Source organism: Chondromyces apiculatus DSM 436 (genome assembly GCF_000601485.1).
GTDB classification, from domain to species: Bacteria; Myxococcota_A; Polyangia; order Polyangiales; family Polyangiaceae; genus Chondromyces; species Chondromyces apiculatus.
Window position 1 is genome coordinate 108,413 of record NZ_ASRX01000011.1, and the last position, 19,512, is coordinate 127,924.

Here is a 19,512-nt window from a genome sequence, read left to right on the forward strand (position 1 = left end):
GGTGGACGGTGCTGTAGGATCCCAACCGATGTTCCCCGCGGAGCCCGTCCCCGAGACACTTGGGACCTACAAGGTCCTCAAGCGCCTTAGCGGGGCCGGATCGACCAGCGTTTACCTGGCCCGCGTCGACGGGCCCCTCGGTTTCCAGCGCAACTGCGAGCTGAAGCTGGTCCCGAACACCGTCGAGGGCGACAGCCGCTTCGCCGAGGAGCTGGCCCGCGAAGCGTGGATCTGCTCGCGCCTCAACCACCCGGCCATCGTCCGGATGTACGACTTCTTCGAGCACGAGGAGAAGCTCGTGCTCGTCCTGGAGCACGTGGAAGGCGTGCACCTCGACCGCTTCCTGCGCCACCTGGTGAGCCGCCAGCAGAAGCTCGGCGATGCCTCCATCTACTACATCATGCAGCAGGTCTCGGGCGCCCTCGCGCACGCGCACTCTGCCCTCGACCAGCAGGGGGAGCCCGCGCCCGTCATCCACCGCAACATCCACCCCGGCAACATCGTCATCGGGTGGGATGGTCAGGTGCGGGTCACCGGCTTCGGGCTCGGCAAGATCCTCGGCCGCACGCCCGACACCGTGGTCGGCATGGTCAAGGGGACGCCCGGCTACATGGCCCCCGAGCAGTCCCGCGGCGAGCGCGCCACGAGCAAGGCCGACGTGTACACGGTGGGCCTCCTGCTATGGGCGATGCTCGCCGGCCGCAGACCGCCCGTCGACGGCTCGCGGCCCGCGCAGATCTCCACGCTCAGGCCCGACGTGCCGCAGCCGGTGATGGCCATGATCGAGGCCGCGCTCTCGCCGAAGCCCGAGGAGCGCAAGACCGACTGCGGGATCATCGAGAAGACCCTGACGCGCGTGCTGCGCCCCGAGGTCGGCAAGGGCGAGCTGATCCGCTGCATCCAGTCGGTGCACGCCACCATCGAGATCGAGGACGCCGACGGTGAAGACGTGCGGCGCCCGACCATCCCCGTGAAGGCCAAGGGCGGCTTCTTCATGAAGGTGCCCGGCACGGCGCGGCTCCCTGCGGAGAGCATCGAGAGCAGCGAGGATGGCGCGACCGAGCTGTCGGCCGACGACGTGGAGCCCGCCGACGATCAGCCGCCGGCGCCCCCGGCTGTGGCCGCAGGCAAGCCTCCCGTGGCCCGCAACACGGTGGAGTCGCCGTCGCAGATCCAGTTCGGCCCTCCCCCCCGGCTCCCTGCCGCAGGCACGCCACTGCCAGGGGCGGTCGTCCTCGCGCCAGCCATCGGCACCCCGTTGCCTGCCGCTGCCGTGACGGTGACCTCCGCGTCTGATCCCGCCCTGACGCCCACGCCAGGCCCGATCCAGTTCGGCCCCCCGCCCACCCAGTTCGGCCCCCCGCCCACGCTCCCGAGCGGGACGCCCGCCTTCGGTGCGCCACCTTCGCTCGGGTCGGGGACGCCGTCCAACGTCGCCACCGAGGTCACGCAATCGCGCTCCTTCGTCCCCTCCTCCCGCTCGGTGATCGGCACTGTCATCGTCTCGGCGGCGACCGCCACGCTGGTGGCCGTGGTCTGGATCGTCATCGCCTACCGCACCCCGCGCCCCGCGACCGACCAGCCCCCGACGCCGACCGCGCCCACCGCGAGCGTCCGCCCGACGGGGAACCCGCTCCCTCCCGCGCTCCCGCCCCAGACCCTCCCGTCCACGCAGCCCGCCGCGCGACCGGCTCCTGACGCCGCCACGCTCCCCGCAGGCTCCGGCCTCCTGACCATCACCTTCCCGGAGGAGGCCGGCGTCTACATCAGCGGCCGCTACCTCGGCGAGGCGAACGCGCCCTTGCAGGTGCGCTGCGGGCAGTGGTTTGTACGGCTCGCCCGCCCTGGCAAGAGCAAGTACCCCGAGTGGCTGACCAAGGGACAGACCGTCAACGTCACCTGCCAGGGCGCCACCACCCTGGTGATGCAGCCCTCCAGCAGACCGTAGTCACGGCGGGGCGGCTGGGGGCGGCTGGGGTAGACAGGTCCTGCGCGCCCCCCCCGCGGCTCAAATCACTCCAGGAAGATCGGGTTGGAGACGGCGAAGGGCCGCTTGCCGGGGAGCATCGGCGCGAGGTCTCCCTCGCCCTTCGCGTGGAACACCACCCAGTTCACGTCGCGGGCGGCGTCCCGCTCCACCGGTACCTGCACCATGAACCGCTTCCCGGGGCCGGGGCCGATGGGCATCAGATCCTCCACCGAGACCGACACGCCGTTGACGATGGTCTCCAGCGTCCTGGCATCCACCCAGCTCGGCGCCTGCACGGTCACGGTGAAGGTCGCCGACCCGTTCGCCGCCGTCGTCACCGTCCCGCCGGGGCCCACGCCTCCGGGACCCTCCACGGTCATGAACAGCCCACCGCTGATCGTCGCCGCGCCCTTCGCCATCGCCTCCTGCACCGACGTCGCCGTCAGCATCCCGATGTCGTCGTGATCGAAGGTGAGGCAGGTGCGCGGGTAGCCGACGGCGCTGGTGCGCAGGTGGTGCGAGTCCGAGGCGCCCGTCGCCCAGAAGCGATACCCGGCGTTGAGCAGCGAGAACCAGTCGCCCACCGAGTTCTCGCGGCTGCCCTCGAAGTCGGAGTCGTTGAACACCTCGATCGCGTCGAAGTGGTCGCTCCACGTGTCGTCGAGGCCGCGGCCCGTCTCGCGATCGTAGCCGGCCATGCGGAAGTAGCCCATGATCGAGCTGTCGCTCGGGTGGTTGACGATCACCATCGGGCTCTCGGGCTGGCTGTGCGCCGCGTCGAAGAGCCCCCCGGGGGTCATGCCGATCCAGTCGACCGCGCCGTTGTTGAGCATCCCCGGCTTGGGCTGGAGCGGGAAGACGCCGAAGTGACCGAACTTGAAGGTGGTGAGCTCCTCGGCGGGGATGCCGAAGGCCCAGGCCTCGAGCTCCATGCGCTCGATGATCGGCTGGAAATCGGCCACCCACTCGTGCTCGCTGGAGACGGGGATATCAAGCCCGTCGGCCACCGCGCCCTTCAGCTTGTAGTCGATGGGGTCGCTGGAGTCGGCCGAGTACCACGAGTGGATGTGGAAGTCGGCGCAGAACACGTTGGTGGTGTCCACGGTCTGCTCCAGCGTCGCGGGGACTTCCACCATGTCCCCGGCGTCCACGTTGATCGCGCTGGTGACCTGCTCGTACTCGAACCCGCGGGTGACGATCACCTGGTGCTCGCCGGGCGGCACCACCAGCGTCGCCTCGCCGGTCACCGCGAACTCCTGGTAGAGCCGCCCGTTCACCTCGTCCTTCACGCCGTACGCGGACGGCCACGCGGCGATGGGTTCGGTCGGCACCACCTGGATCCGCACCGGGAGCCGCACCTGCCCCGAGTCGTCGGTCGCCACCACGTGCAGCGTCCCGTTCGCCGCGAAGGCCAGGTCCGCCTCGCTCTCCCCGGGCGGCACCGTCATGCCCTCGTGCATGGGGTAGCCCTGGCTTTGCGGCACCAGCACCACGTCGTCGCCCGGGGGCGCGTGGATCGAGAAGGTCCCGTCATCGGCCGTGGTCGTGCGTGACAGGTACTCGCCCGCCGCGTTCTCCGCGTGGACCCACGCCCCCGCCACCCCGTCGCCCGCCGCGTTCGTGACCCGCCCGCGCACCTCGCGCCAGGCCTCCTCGCCGTCCACCCGCCGGACCGCCTCGCGCAGCCCATCGTAGCCAGGACCGCCCGCGATGATGTCCGCGTGCTCGACGGTGGTCACGGCGCACGCCTCCGCGATGAAGGCGGGCCCCAGGAACAGGGCGAAGCCCGACTGGGTCAGCGCGAAGTCCATCGGACCCCGCGGCGCGCGCCACGCGAAGCTCGACTTGCCGGAGTCGAAGCCCACCCACGAGACCGAGCTCGTCGGATCCCCGTACCCGAACTCCGGCGTCACCGTCTGCGCCTGGCTGCCGTGGAAGAACCCCACCAGCTCGTCGCTGCCGTCGCGCTCCACCCCGAAGTCGATGGGCTGGTTGCGGTCGTTGATGACGCTCATCCGCACCCGCACGTACTCCGCCCCGGGCTCCAGCACGAAGTCGTGCGTGGCCCGCAGCCCGTAGCTCGCGAAGATCGCCCCGAGCGAGTCCGCGATGAACGGGATCGGGGCGAGCACGCCCGACGCCCTCACCACCGCCGCCTCGCCGTTCGAGCCATCGTTGATGATGGTCAGCGAGTCCGGCAGGATCGACTCCGTCCCGATCCCGGCGAGCGTCTCCTGGTAGTACGACAGCCCGAGCGGCTTGCCGTCGTCGCCCACCCTGTCGACGGCGATGATCTCCCCGCCGAACCGGCTGTACCCGTCGCTCAGCCCGAGGTCCTCGATCACCACCGAGATCTTGTCGTTGATGAGGACGATGTCCCCGTTCGTGATCCCCTGCCGCCCGTGTGCTGGCTGCGGGAAGTTCGCCGCGTCCTTGATGCGCCCGGCCCGCGCCTGACCAGCCTCCTTCGCGCCCAGGGGATCCGGGTGCCCCTCGGCGCTCCCGGCTTCGAACACCTCGCCACCTTCGGGTGGAACGCAGGCCTCGGGGTTGGTCGGGGGTTTCTTCTCGTCGTCGCCGGAGCAAGCGGGCAGCACAGCGAGAAGCGCGAAGGACACCAGGCCGAGACGGTACCGCCGGATCATAGGTGCCGAGACTACCCGACCTTACCCCGGCAAGGATCGCCATTCCTCGGGCCGGGCATGGGAGGGGGGAGGGCAGGGAGGGGGAGACAGAGTCGTGCCCTGAGGGGTCGTCTGCCACCACGAGGACACAAAGCACCACGTTGGACACGCCGTCCGAGCCGTCCACCACCCGTCACCCTCCCTCCCCGACCGCTCGCCGCCCGTGTATGGTGCCGGCATCATGTCGAAAGATGCGCTGGTCAACGCGGTCAAAACAATCCACACGCAAGCCCGCGCGGGCAACCTCGACGACGCCTACGCGGGCTACCGTGAGCTGTTCTCGAGCGCGTGGTTCGGCGAGTGCAAGCCCGAGGATCAGCGCCAGGCGCTCCGGCTCATGGTCTTCGCCAAGGGCGTCCCCCCGAAGCTCACCGAGGCCATGACCGACGCCTTCCGCAGCGCCCTCCAGCCGCTCACCGAGCTGGTCAGCCGCCACGGCGAGCCATCCGACTACGAGCTGCTCGGCATCTGCCACGTCGAGCTTGGCAACAACGAGAGCGCCGACCGCATCTTCCGCGATGGGCTCACCATCGAGCGCCAGCGCAACGCCGGCAGCGACCTCTGTGGCGCGTTCATGAAGCGCATCGCCGCGCTCTGATCGGCGGCACCCATGCACATTGTCGTGGTCGCGAGCCAGAAGGGTGGGGTGGGAAAAACGACGATCTCGCTCAACCTGGGACTCGCCCTGGCGCGGACGGGTCAGCGCACCCTCATCATGGAGCTCGACGCGCAGGGAAGCGTCGGCCTCTCACTCGGCCTCGCCGACCGCGCCCGCCCTGGCCTCGCCGAGGTGATGACCGGCGCCGAAGCGCTCCCCGACGTCATCCTCAAGACCCGCGACCCCCAGCTCCAGGTCCTTCTGGTCGGCCGCGTCGACCCCGCCACCGTCGGCGGCTTCGAGGAGGCCCTCACCCGCGGCCCGGTGCTCCCCGGCATCGTCGGCCAGCTCCGCGGCGACTTCGACCTCGTCGTCCTCGACTGCCCTGCGGGCCTCGGCCGCGTCACGACGCGCGCCCTCGAAGCGGGCACCCACGTCCTCACCCCGCTCCAGGCAGAGCCCCTCGCCCTCCGCTCCCTCGGCCAGATGCTCGCCCTCGTCGACCGCGTGCGCGCCGAGAAGAACCCCAAGCTCACGCTCCTCGGCGTCATCCTCTCCATGTTCGACAGGCAGACCCCTGCCTCCCTGGAGGTCGCCGAGACGCTGTGGACCAAGTTCCCGGGCGGCATCATCCTCGACACGATCATCCCGCGCGACGAGACCTTCCTCGAAGCCTCGCTCCGCGGCGCGCCGCTCCTGCTCATGCAGAAGCGCCCTCCGCCCCTCTCCCGACTGTTCGACCAGCTCGCCAGCGACGTGCTCGACAGGATCCAGCCACGCCCCGAGGAGGACGACGACGATGGCCCGATCCCGCTCCTCCTTTGACCTCGACCAGGCGGTCGTCGCCGCCACGGCGCTGGTCACCGAGCCTGCCGCGAAGCCCGAGCCCCACCGCCCTGGCAGCGACCAGCCTCTCGTCTCCTTCAACCTCGACGAAGCACCCCCGCGCCCCCCTTCGGCCCCCCCGTCCTCCCTCGACGGCATGGCCCGCATCGCCACCCACAGCGATCTTCCCCCCTCGTCCACCGCCGACACCGGCAGCGGGCCCAGCCTCCGCAGCGCGCTGCCTCCCTCGGTGCGCGACGACGACCCGGGCCTCCCCTCGGCGCGCAGCGCCCCCCTCTCCCGCATCGCCGTTCCTCCCCCGCCGCCCTCCATGGCCCGGCCAGCGCAGCCAGACCTTCCCGCGCACGCGGCCCACCTCCCGGCGGCCATCCCCGACCCCCCGCTGCCCGATCTCTCCGCCATCCAGAGCCCCCTCCAGCGCTGCGAGAAGGTCGCCGAGTGGATCGCCCGCGTCACCCAGGCCACCGACGTCTTTCTCGCCGACGCCGCGGGCCTGCCCGTCGTCGGCCCCATCCACGACGAGACCCGCCTCGCCGCCTCCGGCTGGATCGCCGCCGCCGCCGCCGCCCTCGCCAAGTCCCTCCCGGGCGCCCCCCCTTCCGGCGCCTTCGAGCTGCACCTCGGCGAGGGCCCCTACTTCCAGCTCATCGGCTTCCAGGTGCGCGGCAACGGCTACCTCGTCGGCATGGTCTGCCCCTCACCGCTCACCCCCCGGCAAGCCGGCGCCATCCGCCTCGCCTGCCTCCAGACCCTCGGCGACGCCCTCGGAGGACCCGCGTGACCTCCGGCGTCGCACCGCCCGACCCCCCCTCCGGACCCATCCCCCTCGAAGGCATCGCCTACGGGACCCAGGGCCTCGAAGCCTTCCTCGCCATCCACCTCGGCGACGCCCACATCCACGCAGCCTTCGTGCGCGAGGGCACACTCCTGCCCCTCACCGAACTCGCCCCTGCCCTCTGCGCTGCCTACCGCGCCTCCCAGGGAGCAGCCCTCGCCCTCCCTGCCCGACTGCGCCGCAGCAGCTCCGCACCCTCCCTCACCGATGTGGCCCGCGGCACCTCGGGCGCCCGCGCCCCCCTCGGGTCTGCTGGGACTCACACCACCTCTCCCGGAGACCCGCGCCTCGCGCACACGACCCCCACAGAGACGTTTTCCCAGCGATCTCTCGCCACCGCCTCCGGGTCTCCGGGGACACCTGGCGGCACCCCTCTTCCCTTCCGCACCAGCCCTGCGGTCCTCTCCTCCCGACCCCCCCGGGAGCCCTCCGAGCCCCTCATCACCCTGGAGGAAAGCGGCTGCATCGTCCTGCTTCGCCGTGTCCGCGCTTACCTGGTGGTCTGCCTCTTCGATGCTGCCCTGCCCCTCGGCATGGCGCGCCTCCTTGCAAGCCGGCTGACCTCCACCCTCTCCCCGGAGCTACCTCGGGGCGAGGTCAGCGACGTGGGAGAGCCCACCTCGACCGCCGACAGCGCCCCCCGCTCCGTCGTCGGGGAGGGCGACCGCGCCCGCCGCCTCCTGGAGCTGGTGAGCGCCCTCGCCCCTGAGCCCCACGTCGCGCGCCTCCGCGTCTCCCTGCGCGCTGGCATCCCGCCCGCCGCGCTGGAGCACCCCACTTCTATAGGTCCCGAAGCCGTACCGCGCCTCGAAACGGCCGTCGAGGAAATCCTCGGCCTCGACCGCGCAGCCCTCCGGAGGCTCCTGTGACCTCTCTCGGCGCCCTCGCCCGCGAGCTACGACCCCGCGGCCTGCTTGGCCTCGGCGACCAGCTCGTCCTCGCCCTCTCCCACCACCACACCCTCTTCCTCGAACAGACCCTCGTCGACGCCCTCGGCGGCGAGAGCCTCGCCCTGCGCCGCCAGGCCGCCTTCGAGGCCGCGCACGCCATCCTCGGCCCCCGCTTCACCGAGCGCCGCGCCTTCGCCCCCAGGGACAAGCTCACCGCCGCCGAGGAGCTCTTCGCCGCCCTGGGCCATGGCCACCTCCGCTTCGACCTCGGCCCTGAAGGAGGCTCCGTGCACGCCGACGCCCTCCACCACGCTGCCGGCTCCCTCCTCCGCCATGGCGGCCGCGCCCCCACCCGCGTCCCCGTCGACACCTTCGCCGCCGGCTACTGCTCCGCCGCCGCGAGCCTCGCCTTCCCCTCCGACTGGGGCCGCTTCGAGGCCGAGGAGGTCCGCTGCGCCGCCCGCGGCGACAAGACCTGCACCTTCACCCTCACCCGCCGCGCCGAGCTACCGCGCTTCGGCGTGGTCATCACCCGCGCCCTCGTCGAGGCCATCGACCCCTTGCCCTCGGGCAGTGACGGCTGGAGCGTCCCTCCCGCCGCGGTCCTCGCCCCACCCGCCGCCCCGCTCCTCGACACCCTCACCGCCGACACCCGCGGCCTCATCAGCGCCTGCGGCGCCTACCTCGCCCTGGTCCCCGTCAGCTACGCCGCCCAGATCACCTTCGACACCCTGCACCTCATCGAGCGCCGCTCCCCCGACCTCGCCCCCGTCTTCGAAGCGCTGGTGCGCGAGGCCGCCCAGCTCGGCACCTTCCACCTCGTCGGCGGCCTCCTCGCCTCTCCCGCCCACGGCACCGTCACCCCCCGGAGCGACCCCCGCGAGCGCCTCGACCAGCTCCTCGGCCTCTGCCGCGCGCTCGGCTGGGGCGCGCTCTCCGCCGCCGAGTACCTCCCTGGCCGCTCCCTCACCCTCCAGTGCCCCCTCACCCCCGAGGGCGCCTATTACAGCATCCGCCACGGCGCCACGCTGCGCCGCCGCCTGCTCTTCCTCCAGGGCACCGCCCTCGGCCTGATGCAGCTCCTCACGCGCGTCGACTACCTTGCCCCCGAGCCCATCCGCCCCGACACCTACCCCGCGCTCTTCCGCAGCGGCCCGCGGCTCACCGTCGAAGAGGTCCGCTCCCCCCTGCGCGGCGACCCCGTCTGCGAGGTCCGCGTCGACGCCTCCAACGAGTGAGCCGCGGCCCGGAAGCGCCGCGGCGCTCCCGTCACAGGTCGCGGATGTCGAGCACCTCGTGCCAGTGGCCCATCACCACAGCGGGCTCGGGGCCGGCGCTTCCGCGATGCAGCCGTCGTAGAGGATGCCGCTGAGGAAGCATCCCGTCGCCGTGGGCACGGGATTGTCTCCGTTGGTGCACTGGTACTGCGCCGCGGGCTGCTGCGCCAGGCAGTGAACCTGGATGGCCTTGGCCCCATTGCAGTTCTCTGCGTCGGCCATGCTGTCGAGGCAGGTTTGCAGGCAGTCCACGGGCGCGCACGCGAGCGCCGCCGACGCATCGCAGTACGCCTGGCAATCGGCCGTCATGTCGGGCAGCCCGCCCGCGGGCCCCTCGAAGTAGCAGCCCCGCAAGTCAGCCTGCTCGGCCGAGCACGCGCCCTCCGCGAGCCCCGGCTCCCCCTGGCTGCACACGAAGCTCGCCTCGGGCGCCTCGGCGCCACACTGGTAGTACGTCGCCAGGATGTCATCGCACCAGGGCGCGAGGCCCTCCGTGAGCTGGCAGCTCGTGACGCAGTTCCCGGAGCCCTCGGGGCACACGTTGATGTCGTCCATGTGCTCGCAGTAGTTCCCGCAGGGCGTGTCCGGGTAGCTGACGCTCCCGCCCTCTCCGCTCCCGCCGCTCCCGCCGCTCCCGCCGCTCCCGCCGCCGCCGATGCCTCCGGTGCCGCCGCTGCCGCCTTCGTTGGTGCTGGTCGTCGTCCCCGCGCCAGTGCCCTCGGAGTTCCCGTTGGTGTTCTCGTCACCGCCACAACCGACGCCGATCATCGCCAGCGCCGAGAAGGTCAGTCCGCCCAGGATCAACAGCTTCTTCATAGAACTCTTCAAGCCTCCATGGACGCAGCCGCGGACCGCGCCGTTCAGGGCGCCATTATACGTGGCCGGAGTGCCCGCGCCTTCCGACTCCTGCTTTTTCGCCCATCCCATGCCGGCCACACTCTGGAATGCCGCACCGCGTCGGTCTGCCTTCTTCGGCGCTACGCGCTCACAGGTCGCGGATGTCGATCGGTCCGAGGAAGTCCATCTTCCCCAGCTCGACGCCGTTGTGCCGCAGGATCGCGTACGTCATCGCGGCGTGGAAATAGAAGTTCGGCAGGATCATCTGCCCCACCAGATCGGTCCCCAGCATCCCTTTGCCCGGGGTGGCGGGCATGGCGAACGTCCGGTCCGCCGCGCTGTCGAGCAGCTCCGGCGTCAGCGCCTCCAGCGCCACGAGCGCCCGATCGAGGCTCGCCCGCAGGTCTCCGAGCGGCTCCTCGACCAGCGTGAACTGCTTCAACTCCTCGCCCGCGAGCATCGTACGGAGCTGCGTCGGGAACCAGGCGACCATCTGGATCTGCCGCCGCAGGTGCCATTGATCGGGCGCGAGCCGCGCCGAGAGCAGCACCTCGGGATCGATCTTCTTCTGCGCCGCGAACGCTTCGGCCTTGTCGAGCCAGCCGCGCACCTGGCGGACCATGAGGGCCATGGGGGGAACGAGTCTGTCGTGGAGCTTCATGCAGTCCTTTGCTTGCGAGGGAATGGCAGAAAGGCCACCCGGCGGGACCCGACAACCTCGCCAAGCCCCACCGGACGGTCACCGTCAGCGCGCGTGGCTCAGATGTCGCGGATGTCGAGCTGCCCGAGGAAGTCTATCTTCCCCAGCTCGACGCCGTTGTGCCGCAGGATCGCGTAGGCCATCGAGGCGTGGAAGTAGAAGTTCGGCAGGGCGAACTGGAGCACCATGTTGCTCCCCGTCATCCCCTTGCCCGGCATGAACGGCAGCCCGATCATGCGCTCCTCCGCCCCCTCGAACTGCTCCGGCTTCAGCGCCTGCAGCGCCTCCAGCGTCCTGTCGAGGCGCGCCCGCAGCTCGGCGAGGTTCTCCTGCTTCATCTCCTGCTGCGGAGGCGCCGCCCCGGTCAGCATCGCGCCGACCCGCTCCGACGCCATGGCGAACGACTGGAGCTGCCGCCAGAGCGCCCACTGATCCGGCGCGAGCCGCGACCCGAGCAGCACCTCGGGATCGATCTTCTTCTGCTCGGCGAACGCCTGCGCCTTGTCCAGCCAGGTGCGCGCCTGCCGGAGCGTGTTCGTCATCTGCGGGATACAGCTATGGTAGAGATTCATGCCTTCCTCCTCGCACGAGCTTCCTCGTGCGAGGAGCCCATTACCACAGCGGGTTCAGAGGCTGCGGCCGGGCGAGGCACTGCTGGTTGGGGAGCCTGGTGATGGTGCAGGCCGGTGCCGTCACGATGGGGTCGTTCCCGTCGGTGCACCCGTCGTCGGCCGCGGGCTGCTGCGCCAGGCGCGGCCCTCACGCGATCCCGAGCGCCGCCTTCAGATCGATCCCCGCCACCATCCCCGCATTGTCGCGCACCCACTGCAGCAGCGCCGGCCGCAGCGTCGCCTCGATCTCCTGCTTCACCAGCCCCTCCACCGCGCTCGGCGCGATCTTCGCCGGATCCATCCCGAGCGCCCCGTGGCTCCCCAGCGCGCCGATCAGCCGGATCAGGCTCTCCACCCCCGCGATCTGCCCCGCCTCCCCCAGCGCCTTCACCTGCTCCACCGTGATCGCGCCGCCGGGCCGCAGCCTGAACCGCCCCACCTCCGCCTGGTCCGCCCCATCCTTCCGCAGCACCACCGACGTGCACTCCACCACCGCCTGCGTGAGCTTCGGCGCCTTCTGCACCTCTGCGGGCTTCCCGGCCAGGTCCACCCGCAGCGTCACCTTCGCCCCCGCGGGCACCCGGAAGCCTCCTGGCCCCACATCGGCGGCCATCTCCTCCTGCACCGTCAGCGTCGCCGACAGGCTCACGTCCTTCGCCAGCGCCGTCGTCGACCCCCCGTCACCTTCCAGGTTCGCGAGCACCTGCTGGAACGACAGCACCAGGTCCCGGTCCTGGCTCGGATCGTACGGTGCGATCGCCAGCGGCGTCGACGTCACCAGCTTCCGCATCCACGCCCGCGCCTCGTCCACCGCCTGGTCCTTCCCCACCGGGATCCCCCCGCCCACGTGCCACACGTTCGCGGTGATCGTCCCGGTCCGGAAGTCGAGGTCCATCCCTTGCAGCCCCATGTCCCCGAGCGGCAGCGGCAGGTCCACCACCAGGTGCGGCTCGAACGTCATCCGGAACAGCGCCGGCCCCAGCGTCAGCCGGATCGTCGTCGCGTGCGCCTTCTCCGAGGTGGTGACGCTCGCCAGCCCCCCTGGCCCCCCGCGCTGCAGCTTCGTGCGCGCCGGCAGCGTGAACGAGATCGACGCGGACTCCAGATCGACGGTGGGGAGGAAACGCCAGGCCATGGATGAGGGTAACATCCATCCACCCCGCAGCCAGCGCACCGGCCGCGGGATCCTGCGCTCCGTGTGCGCCGCCGCGCGCCGCCTCGCGTCACGGCCCGAGCACGAGATCGCACGCCGCCACCTCCGGCAGCCGCACCTCGCGCACCACCTGGATGGTCACGTCGTCGAGCACCCGGATCACCGCCCCGGCCGTGGCCTCGAACTCCGACACCGCCCCTGACGCCGTGAGCGCCTTGATGTCGAGGATGCACTGGCTCGGATCCCCGATCGACACCGGCCGGTTGTACACCGACACCGGGTTCGGCCCGTCGTTCCTCACGCGCACGTGCACCGCCGCGCCCCCCTCCACCGAGCACTCCTGCGCGCTTAGATCGACCACCCCGGGACAGTTCTCCGCGAACGGCCCCGGCTCGGGCTCCGGCTCCGGCTCGGGGGTCGCCCCCTCGTACGGCACCGCTCCGACCTCCAGCCTCTCGTAATCGTACGCCACCGCCACTGCCCGCGGCAGCTCCGCGGACACCGCCGTCACCCGGAAGTCGACCCGCTCTGCCAGATCCACCCTCACGAACGTCGCCAGCCGCTGCTCCCCCTGGAACACGTCCACCGGCCCCACGTTCGTCGCCAGGAGCCCGAGCACCAGCTCCTGCCCCGCGGCCGGCGGCATCGGATACGCGAAGAGTTCCAGCGTCCCCGGCAGCTCTTCCCACTCCTTGTCCCCCGACCCGCACGCCGTCAGGAGCAGCGCACCCCCGGCTGCGCCCACCGCGCACGCCAGCGCGAACCGCCACCGCGTCTGCTCAGGGCTCCTCGATCGGAACATCGTCCTCCTCCTCCCGGATGCGCCCCGGATCTGCCGGCACAGGCTCGAACGCCTCCCGCATCTTCGCGTTGATGCAGCACCGGAACCCGAGCAGCGGATGACGGTAGTTCTCGTCCAGCACCGGCGACGTCAGCAGGTACCCGCTCACGGCCCTGTCCTCCGACAGCCTGCCCAGGATGAGCGGGATCGACGGATCCTGATCGTTGTCGAACCGCTCCGGCGACGATGTCCAGTACACCACCGACCCCGATGTCTCGGGGAACGCAGGCTTCCCGGTCTCACCCCGGATGATCATGTCGTACGGGTTCAGCAGATCGAACCGGTGGGCCACCTCCGTCTCCGGCCCTGTCGGCGACAGCGCCGTGATCGCCGTCTCGTCGAAGATCAGCGCCCCGCTCCCGCCCTGCAGCCCGGCCTCGGGACCGACGGCCTGCAGCTCCTCCGAGTTGCACAGGAACTTCCCCGCGCGCCCGCACGCCTCGATCGCTTCCCCGAAGGTCAGGTTCGTCCAGGGAATGACCCCGGGCTGGGTCGTCGCGAACGACTCATCGCGCCCCGCCGACATCGCCGTCGCGTCCCGCCGCGACGCCGCGTGGATGTCGACGCACGACCGGATCTGATCCTCCTCCTCCGGCGACTTGCTCCCCTGAAAGGTGACGATCGACATCGTCGCATCCCCGCAGTCGGTCGGCAGCGGCACCTCGCTGCACCCCGCCGCCCCCGTCAAAAGCGCCGAGAGCACGGTCAGCGTCGCCCCCGTCGCCCGCGTCGCCAGCCTTGTCGGCGCCCGCAGCGCCCGCAGCGCCCCGCGCCCGACCCTCGCCGGGCGTGACCCCATGCAAAACCCCGCTTTCATTGCCACCTGTAGCGATAATCGAGCGAAAGCCCGCGGTTGTCCACGCCGCTCCCGAAGTTGTTCTCGTAGCTCACGAGCTGCCCGCCCAGGTACAGCCCCCCGGAGCGCGAGTAGTTGATCGGCAGCTCCAGCTCCAGCTTCAGCCGCTGCCAGGTGTACGAGTCGCCTTGCCGCAGATCGTCGAACCCGATCACGGCGATGAACGCACCTTCCCGCGGGTTCAGATCCGGGAACGACAGCCCCGGGTACGACCCCCGCTCGAACTTGAAGTGCACCCCACCGAGCGACCACCCGAAGAGCTCCGGGAACCGGAAGTCCACCTCCGCCGCCAGCTCGTACCCACCCCCTGTCACCAGCGGGATCGAGTTGTTGAGCGGGTTGTCCACCGACGCCCCGGCCCCTGGCGCGCTCACGTCCCGCGACAGGATCCAGTTGTGAAAGAAGCTCGGCCCGATCCGGAAAAACGCCGTGTGCTGCGACCAGTAGCTGTCTTTCTTCCCCCCGCTCAGCAGCCGCACCGCATCGAGCCCCACCTGCGCGTCCGCCTTCACGAACGCGCTGGAGACCTGCAGGTAATCCGACCTCGCGATGCTCGTCTGCTGCAGCGTGAAGTGCCCGTACCCCATCACCCCCCACCTCGGATGGATGTACGTGTACCCCAGGTCGTACCCCAGGTTGTTCCCCAGGATCCCTCCCGAAGGCTCCCGCGCGAAGCTCCCCGTCAGCGCCGACTTCTTCTGATAATCGAGCGCGTACACCGACAGATCCAGGTGGTGCGTGGTGGTCCCCTTCAGCTCCTCGGTCTCGTCGAGCAGCGACAGGAACGGCCCCGCCACCAGCAGACCAAGCGAGAGCGGCACGAGAAAGTACGTGCATCCTGCCCCGAACGCCCCGGTCCCATCCACCCGCCCCACCGTCCCGCGGCTCATCTCGAAGCAGAGCGGCATCATGAACATCGGATAGGCGGCGAAGAACGGCGACGGCGGCCCCCGCTTCAGCCCCACGGCCTCCAGCAGATCCTGCGCCCCCTTGATCGACCCGATCATCTGCCCGCTGCTCTTCGGTGCGAACAGCCCTGGCAGAAGCTCCGACGCCTTCTTCCCCGCATCCGCGAGCTTCGTGATCTTCTCCGGCGAGAACCCTTCCGGGATCAGGCCCGCGTCCCCCGGCGGCGGCACCGGCGGCGGCTCCTTCCCGTCGATGCGCTTGATGCGGCTCCACTCCACCGCCTCCCGCTTCCCGTCGGCCCGCTCCACGATGGCGTACGCCCCCGGCTTGCTCTCCGTGACCTTCCCCGGAACGGTCCTCCCATCCACCAGCTCCAGCCCCTGGAACGCCCCGTTCGACGCCCCCCCCGCCGCGGGTCCACCCGCCTGCCCAGGCTGCGCGACACCTCCGGCCCCAGGCAGCCCAGGCCCCCCCGCCGCACCCCCGCCCGACGGCAGCCCAGGCCCCCCCGCCTGCCCTGGTGGCCCCGCTGGACTCCCGGTCGGCGGTCGCGACAGGCTATTGCTGTCCTCCTGCGACCACCCCATCCCGGGATAGGCCACGACCATCAACGCCAGCAACGACGAGAGAACCCGGTTCATCGCGATCCCACCATGAATCGACGATTCATTTCGCGTTTGCAAGGCAATTCCGTTCAGGTCTAATGGCGGATCATGCGCGTCGTCCGAGCGGCCCAGGTCGCACCGCCTCATTCTGCCGTGCCCCTCCGTACCCTCCGCGTCGGCGCCCTCGCCACCCTCGCCGCCCTCATCGCGGCGTCCCTCCTCGGCTGCGGCGGCGCGAGCCAGACCAAGCCTGCCGGCACCGCGGCCGCCGCCACCGCGAAGCCCGCCTCCCTCACCTGTCCTTCCCTCGAAGGTGACGCCGCCTTCGACTTCGCCGGTGCCTTCGGCGTCGACCAGGCCATGTCCGCGCGCCTCACCCGCATGGTCCGCCTCGTCTCCGAGCTGGAGCGCACCGCCACCGCCCTCGACACCGAGACCCGCGCCACCTGTAGCGCCCTCGCCACCGACCTCGGCGCCACCCCCCAGGAGCTCTCCGGCGCCCCCGCCGCCTCCTCCAGCGCCGACGCCCCTCACCCCTGCGTCATCGCCGCCAACCACCTCGCCACCCTGCGTCAGACCCTCGGCACCGCCCAGCTCTCCGTCTCCGTATCCGACGTGAGCTGCACCCTCCCCCGCGACGCCGTGGCCACCTGCGCCGGCGAATGCCTCACCGGCCAGACCGGCGTCACCAGCGCCGTCGATTGCGCCCTCACCGACGCCTCCTGCCGCCTCGACTTCTCCCTCCCTGACGCCTCCCCCCAGTGCGCCACCCAATGCGCCGTCCGCGCCCTCCGCGACGTCCGCTGCTCGGCCCAGGTCGACGTCCGCCTCGGCACCACCACCGACCCTGGCTCCGGCGGCAGCAACGCCCCCACCTCCGACCCCCGCTTCACCGCCATCGCCGAGGGCCTCCGCCGCGACATCCCCCGCCTCGCCGGCCTCGGCGCCTCCATCGGCCCCCGCTCCATCCAGCTCGGCAAGGACGTCGCCGGCCTCGTCGACGACCTCGCCTCCACCATCACCGCCCTCACCGACAGCAAGACCTCCACCGCCCGCCGCATCGTCATCGGCGCCGTCCTCGCCGAATGCCTCGGCCCCCAGCTCGCCAACGCCATCCGCTCCAGCACCTCCCTCGAAGCCACCCTGAGCCAGGCCATTTCTCTGCACGGCGCATTGACGAAGCGCTGATAGCGAGCGCCCCGCTGCACTATGGGATCTGGCTCATCGCGATGAGGGTCACGGGGCGACATCATGCGCACCTTGTACAGGAAGAATATCTGGCTCTTCTGACCGATCTGTGGGTGCGTAGTCCGGTCAGGCGATAGAGAACGCGACGCACGCATTCGCATCTCCTGGGTTCCTCGGCTCGCGGAGCCACGAGGCGGCGTCCCACGCAAGAGCAGGGAGCATGCGCTTCGGGAGGCGTGGCAGAGGAAGAGTGCATCGTGCAGGGCTAAGTTAGGATGCAGGCGTTGACCGAGCCTGCGCCCGTACCGAGCCCGCGTTTGCGAGCAGCGGCCAAGCGCCACAGCAAATGAGCGCGTCGAGCCCCCCTACGTCACGGCGCCGCTCAAGCCTGCTGACGCGAAGGCTTGCTGCGGCGATCCGGGCGGCTCCCCGAGCGTTACCAATTTTTTTCCACGACGTGAGCCACTCATTGACTTCCACACGGTCCGGTAGAAAGGCTGCGCCGCGCCCGCGGTAACCCATGCTGTCATGCATAAGGAAGCGGCCCTGGGCCGCGAAGTAGCCGGGGTTTGTTGTCGCCCTCACTTGCTCCGCGAAGTCATTCAGATGCAGGACCGTGTCGCAGAGGTAGGCGTTGTTCAAGTGCGACCAGATGTTACGTCGTGAGGCCCAGTAGACGTAGTTCGGGTTTGGATGGATGCGCTTCCACGAGACATTTGCCTGCAGCGCCGTGCCTCCGTAGGTCGGCTCGCAGAACGACTCGAAGTGGTCGACGAAGCGGATGAAGGAGTCCATGGTCGCCTTCGCTGCCGCCTCAAGGCGCGGGTGCTTCCCGGGCCAGATGATCTGCAGAACTCGCTGCCGTAGGTACTCGAGAGTCTCGGATACCTCCATCGGCAGGATGTTGCGGACCGCGTTGTCAACGAACCACACCCACCTATTGAGCAGCAGCACCGTCGAGATGTCGTCGATCACCCGGGCGTATACGAGCGAACTCACATCGGCCTTGGGCGCCAACGTTTCCTCGACCCACAGTTCATGCTCGCTTTTGATGCGGTGCAACACCTCGACGGGGTAGTTCTTCGGCCCGCTGGGGACCGCATCGATCACGTCGTGATGATGCGAGCAGAGCAGCAGGACGTTAGCGTACGAATCTCGTTCAGCCTTTGAAAGGGGGCTGCCCCCGCGAGGCCCCGCCCCGCTCTCGGCAACGATGTGACACACGTTCGCCGTACGTGGCGGTCCCCTTGGCTTCGGTCAGCTTTTGACGACAGCCCGGAAATGCGCAGCGCGCTGCTGCGCGCCCCCACAGCAGCTTGTAGTCCTTTGTCGATAGGTTGGCGCTCGCCATTCCCTCATCGGCTTGCGCCTTGGCCCGTACCTTTGGCGTAGCCGTGCTGTCGTTGGGCTGCGGCGTGGCCGTGGGGCTCTTCTTCGTCTGCGCCATCGACCGCACTGTACCATCGCTTGAGCGATGGATGCACTTTGCGTGGCACGACAGCGCGTCCGGATGGCACGGCACGGGCCACGTTCGCTCACCCCAGATTCGCTACCGCGGATGTCCCACAACGCGGGCGCTGACCGCATTTGCCACCTCGTGAACCATCTCGTTCGATTAGTCCTCTCATCGCTTGCGGCGATATCTTCACGGTCTTGGACTTGGAGGCCGACGACACCCGCTTCGTGCGTTGCGCGATCTACACGCGGCAGTCGGTCGAGCATGCGGGCGACGATCCTGCGCTCGCGTCCTGCGCCATGCAGCGCGCGAAGTGCATCGAGTTCATTCGCGAGAAGACGCGGCACTACTGGTACCCCATCGGCGAACACTTAGGAGCCTAACCAGTAGGGCGCCCGTCGCTGCCCGGCCGACCTGCGGCGCATCGCTTCGTTGCGCTTCGCCGGCCTACTTCAGTAGGCCTCCTCGTCGCGTTTAGCGGTGCTTGCAGCTCGCACGACCAGCTCGGTTCGTCCTACTGGGATAGGCTCTAAAGTCAGACTTCACATCGAGGCTCCAAGCACCGCGGATCAAGACGACGCGTCCGAGTCGCCTCCAGCCCACCCAGGTGAGGCTGCGCTCGGCACCTGCCCGCGCTATCCTGGCGCCCACGATGGGGCAGCCAGCCGAGAAACAGCCGCGACCCGCGACCTACGCCGATCTCGAGGCCGTCCCCGCGCACCTCGTCGCGGAGATCATCCACGGCGTGCTCCACACCTTCCCCCGTCCTGCCACCCCGCACGCGACCGCGGCGTCGGTCCTGGGGATGGACCTCGGCGGTCCCTTCCACCGCGGCCGCGGCGGCCCCGGCGGCTGGCACATCTTCGACGAGCCCGAGCTGCACCTCGGCGAGGACGTGCTCGTCCCGGACCTCGCCGGCTGGCGCCGTGAGCGTGTGCCCCAGATGCCCCGCGCGGCCTTCATCACCCTCACGCCCGACTGGGTGTGTGAGGTTCTCTCCCCGTCGACAGCCACGCATGACCGCAAGCTCAAGATGCCGGTCTACGCCGCCGCTGGTGTGACCTGGCTCTGGCTGATCAACCCCACGGAGCGCTTGCTGGAGGTCTTCCACCTCAACGCGCGCAAGCTCTGGGAGCGCGAGCAGGTCTTCTCCCACGACGACCTCGTGCGCGCCGTTCCGTTCGACGCCATCGAGCTGGAGCTGTCAGCCCTGTGGGAAGGCCTCGCGGACGAGGAGCCGGCAGGGCAGAGGTAGAG

General features: G+C 70.3%; 18 protein-coding genes. 9 read left to right on the forward strand and 9 right to left on the reverse strand.

Features of this window, described 5'->3' with window-relative positions; translation table 11 throughout:
• Positions 1-28: 28 nt before the first annotated feature.
• Positions 29-1,948, forward strand: a complete 1,920-nt coding sequence (locus tag CAP_RS08285) for a serine/threonine-protein kinase (protein WP_044238220.1) — start codon at positions 29-31, stop codon at positions 1,946-1,948.
• A 65-nt stretch (positions 1,949-2,013) separates the two neighbouring features.
• On the opposite strand, the gene CAP_RS08290 is transcribed toward CAP_RS08285, so the two are convergent.
• Positions 2,014-4,587 (reverse strand): CehA/McbA family metallohydrolase, encoded by a 2,574-nt coding sequence (locus tag CAP_RS08290; protein ID WP_197041071.1) that lies wholly within the window; start codon positions 4,585-4,587, stop codon positions 2,014-2,016.
• A 247-nt stretch (positions 4,588-4,834) separates the two neighbouring features.
• Between CAP_RS08290 and CAP_RS08295 the strand changes: the two genes are divergently transcribed.
• Genes CAP_RS08295 through CAP_RS08315 form a run of 5 tightly spaced genes read left to right on the forward strand, consistent with a single transcriptional unit; the run spans position 4,835 to position 9,060 of the window.
• On the forward strand, positions 4,835-5,251 hold the full coding sequence (locus tag CAP_RS08295) for a hypothetical protein (RefSeq protein WP_044238224.1): 417 nt from the start codon (positions 4,835-4,837) through the stop codon (positions 5,249-5,251).
• Positions 5,252-5,263: 12 nt separating this feature from the next.
• Positions 5,264-6,076 carry a ParA family protein gene (locus tag CAP_RS08300; RefSeq protein WP_044238227.1) on the forward strand — a complete coding sequence of 271 codons (813 nt, stop codon included), beginning with the start codon at positions 5,264-5,266 and terminating at the stop codon, positions 6,074-6,076.
• Positions 6,051-6,878, forward strand: a complete 828-nt coding sequence (locus CAP_RS08305) for a hypothetical protein (RefSeq protein ID WP_044238231.1) — start codon at positions 6,051-6,053, stop codon at positions 6,876-6,878. Before CAP_RS08300 ends, CAP_RS08305 begins: the two co-directional genes overlap by 26 nt.
• Positions 6,875-7,801, forward strand: coding sequence for a hypothetical protein (locus CAP_RS08310; protein WP_052374501.1), 927 nt, complete (start codon positions 6,875-6,877; stop codon positions 7,799-7,801). The genes CAP_RS08305 and CAP_RS08310 overlap by 4 nt, the downstream gene beginning before the upstream one ends.
• Positions 7,798-9,060 carry a hypothetical protein gene (locus CAP_RS08315; RefSeq protein ID WP_044238235.1) on the forward strand — a complete coding sequence of 421 codons (1,263 nt, stop codon included), beginning with the start codon at positions 7,798-7,800 and terminating at the stop codon, positions 9,058-9,060. Before CAP_RS08310 ends, CAP_RS08315 begins: the two co-directional genes overlap by 4 nt.
• Before the next feature lie 72 nt (positions 9,061-9,132).
• On the opposite strand, the gene CAP_RS44005 is transcribed toward CAP_RS08315, so the two are convergent.
• The 7 genes from CAP_RS44005 to CAP_RS08350 all read right to left on the reverse strand — a co-directional run bounded on the left by CAP_RS44005 (position 9,133) and on the right by CAP_RS08350 (position 15,647).
• Complete coding sequence (locus tag CAP_RS44005) at positions 9,133-9,915, reverse strand: hypothetical protein (RefSeq protein ID WP_052374503.1); 783 nt, start codon at positions 9,913-9,915, stop codon at positions 9,133-9,135.
• Positions 9,916-10,084: 169 nt separating this feature from the next.
• Complete coding sequence (locus tag CAP_RS08325) at positions 10,085-10,597, reverse strand: DUF1993 domain-containing protein (protein ID WP_044238236.1); 513 nt, start codon at positions 10,595-10,597, stop codon at positions 10,085-10,087.
• 98 nt (positions 10,598-10,695) lie between these two features.
• Positions 10,696-11,208 carry a DUF1993 domain-containing protein gene (locus CAP_RS08330; RefSeq protein WP_044238238.1) on the reverse strand — a complete coding sequence of 171 codons (513 nt, stop codon included), beginning with the start codon at positions 11,206-11,208 and terminating at the stop codon, positions 10,696-10,698.
• A 187-nt stretch (positions 11,209-11,395) separates the two neighbouring features.
• Entirely contained in the window at positions 11,396-12,382 is a 987-nt protein-coding gene (locus tag CAP_RS08335; RefSeq protein WP_044238240.1) for a hypothetical protein, read from the reverse strand.
• A gap of 88 nt (positions 12,383-12,470) precedes the next feature.
• Positions 12,471-13,202, reverse strand: coding sequence for a hypothetical protein (locus CAP_RS08340; protein WP_044238242.1), 732 nt, complete (start codon positions 13,200-13,202; stop codon positions 12,471-12,473).
• Positions 13,180-14,040 carry a hypothetical protein gene (locus CAP_RS08345; RefSeq protein ID WP_044238243.1) on the reverse strand — a complete coding sequence of 287 codons (861 nt, stop codon included), beginning with the start codon at positions 14,038-14,040 and terminating at the stop codon, positions 13,180-13,182. The genes CAP_RS08340 and CAP_RS08345 overlap by 23 nt, the downstream gene beginning before the upstream one ends.
• 14 nt (positions 14,041-14,054) lie before the next feature.
• Positions 14,055-15,647 carry a hypothetical protein gene (locus tag CAP_RS08350; protein ID WP_156040602.1) on the reverse strand — a complete coding sequence of 531 codons (1,593 nt, stop codon included), beginning with the start codon at positions 15,645-15,647 and terminating at the stop codon, positions 14,055-14,057.
• 117 nt (positions 15,648-15,764) lie between these two features.
• Between CAP_RS08350 and CAP_RS08355 the strand changes: the two genes are divergently transcribed.
• Complete coding sequence (locus CAP_RS08355; RefSeq protein ID WP_044238247.1) at positions 15,765-16,799, forward strand: hypothetical protein; 1,035 nt, start codon at positions 15,765-15,767, stop codon at positions 16,797-16,799.
• Between the two features lie 270 nt (positions 16,800-17,069).
• On the opposite strand, the gene CAP_RS08360 is transcribed toward CAP_RS08355, so the two are convergent.
• Positions 17,070-17,909, reverse strand: a complete 840-nt coding sequence (locus tag CAP_RS08360; protein ID WP_044238249.1) for a hypothetical protein — start codon at positions 17,907-17,909, stop codon at positions 17,070-17,072.
• A 549-nt stretch (positions 17,910-18,458) separates the two neighbouring features.
• Here CAP_RS08360 and CAP_RS08365 point away from each other — a divergent pair.
• Both CAP_RS08365 and CAP_RS08370 read left to right on the forward strand, forming a co-directional pair.
• Entirely contained in the window at positions 18,459-18,638 is a 180-nt protein-coding gene (locus CAP_RS08365) for a hypothetical protein (RefSeq protein WP_044238251.1), read from the forward strand.
• Between the two features lie 269 nt (positions 18,639-18,907).
• A complete protein-coding gene (locus tag CAP_RS08370) occupies positions 18,908-19,510 on the forward strand; it encodes a Uma2 family endonuclease (RefSeq protein WP_044238253.1) in 603 nt (200 codons plus the stop codon).
• The last annotated feature ends 2 nt before the right edge of the window (positions 19,511-19,512 follow it).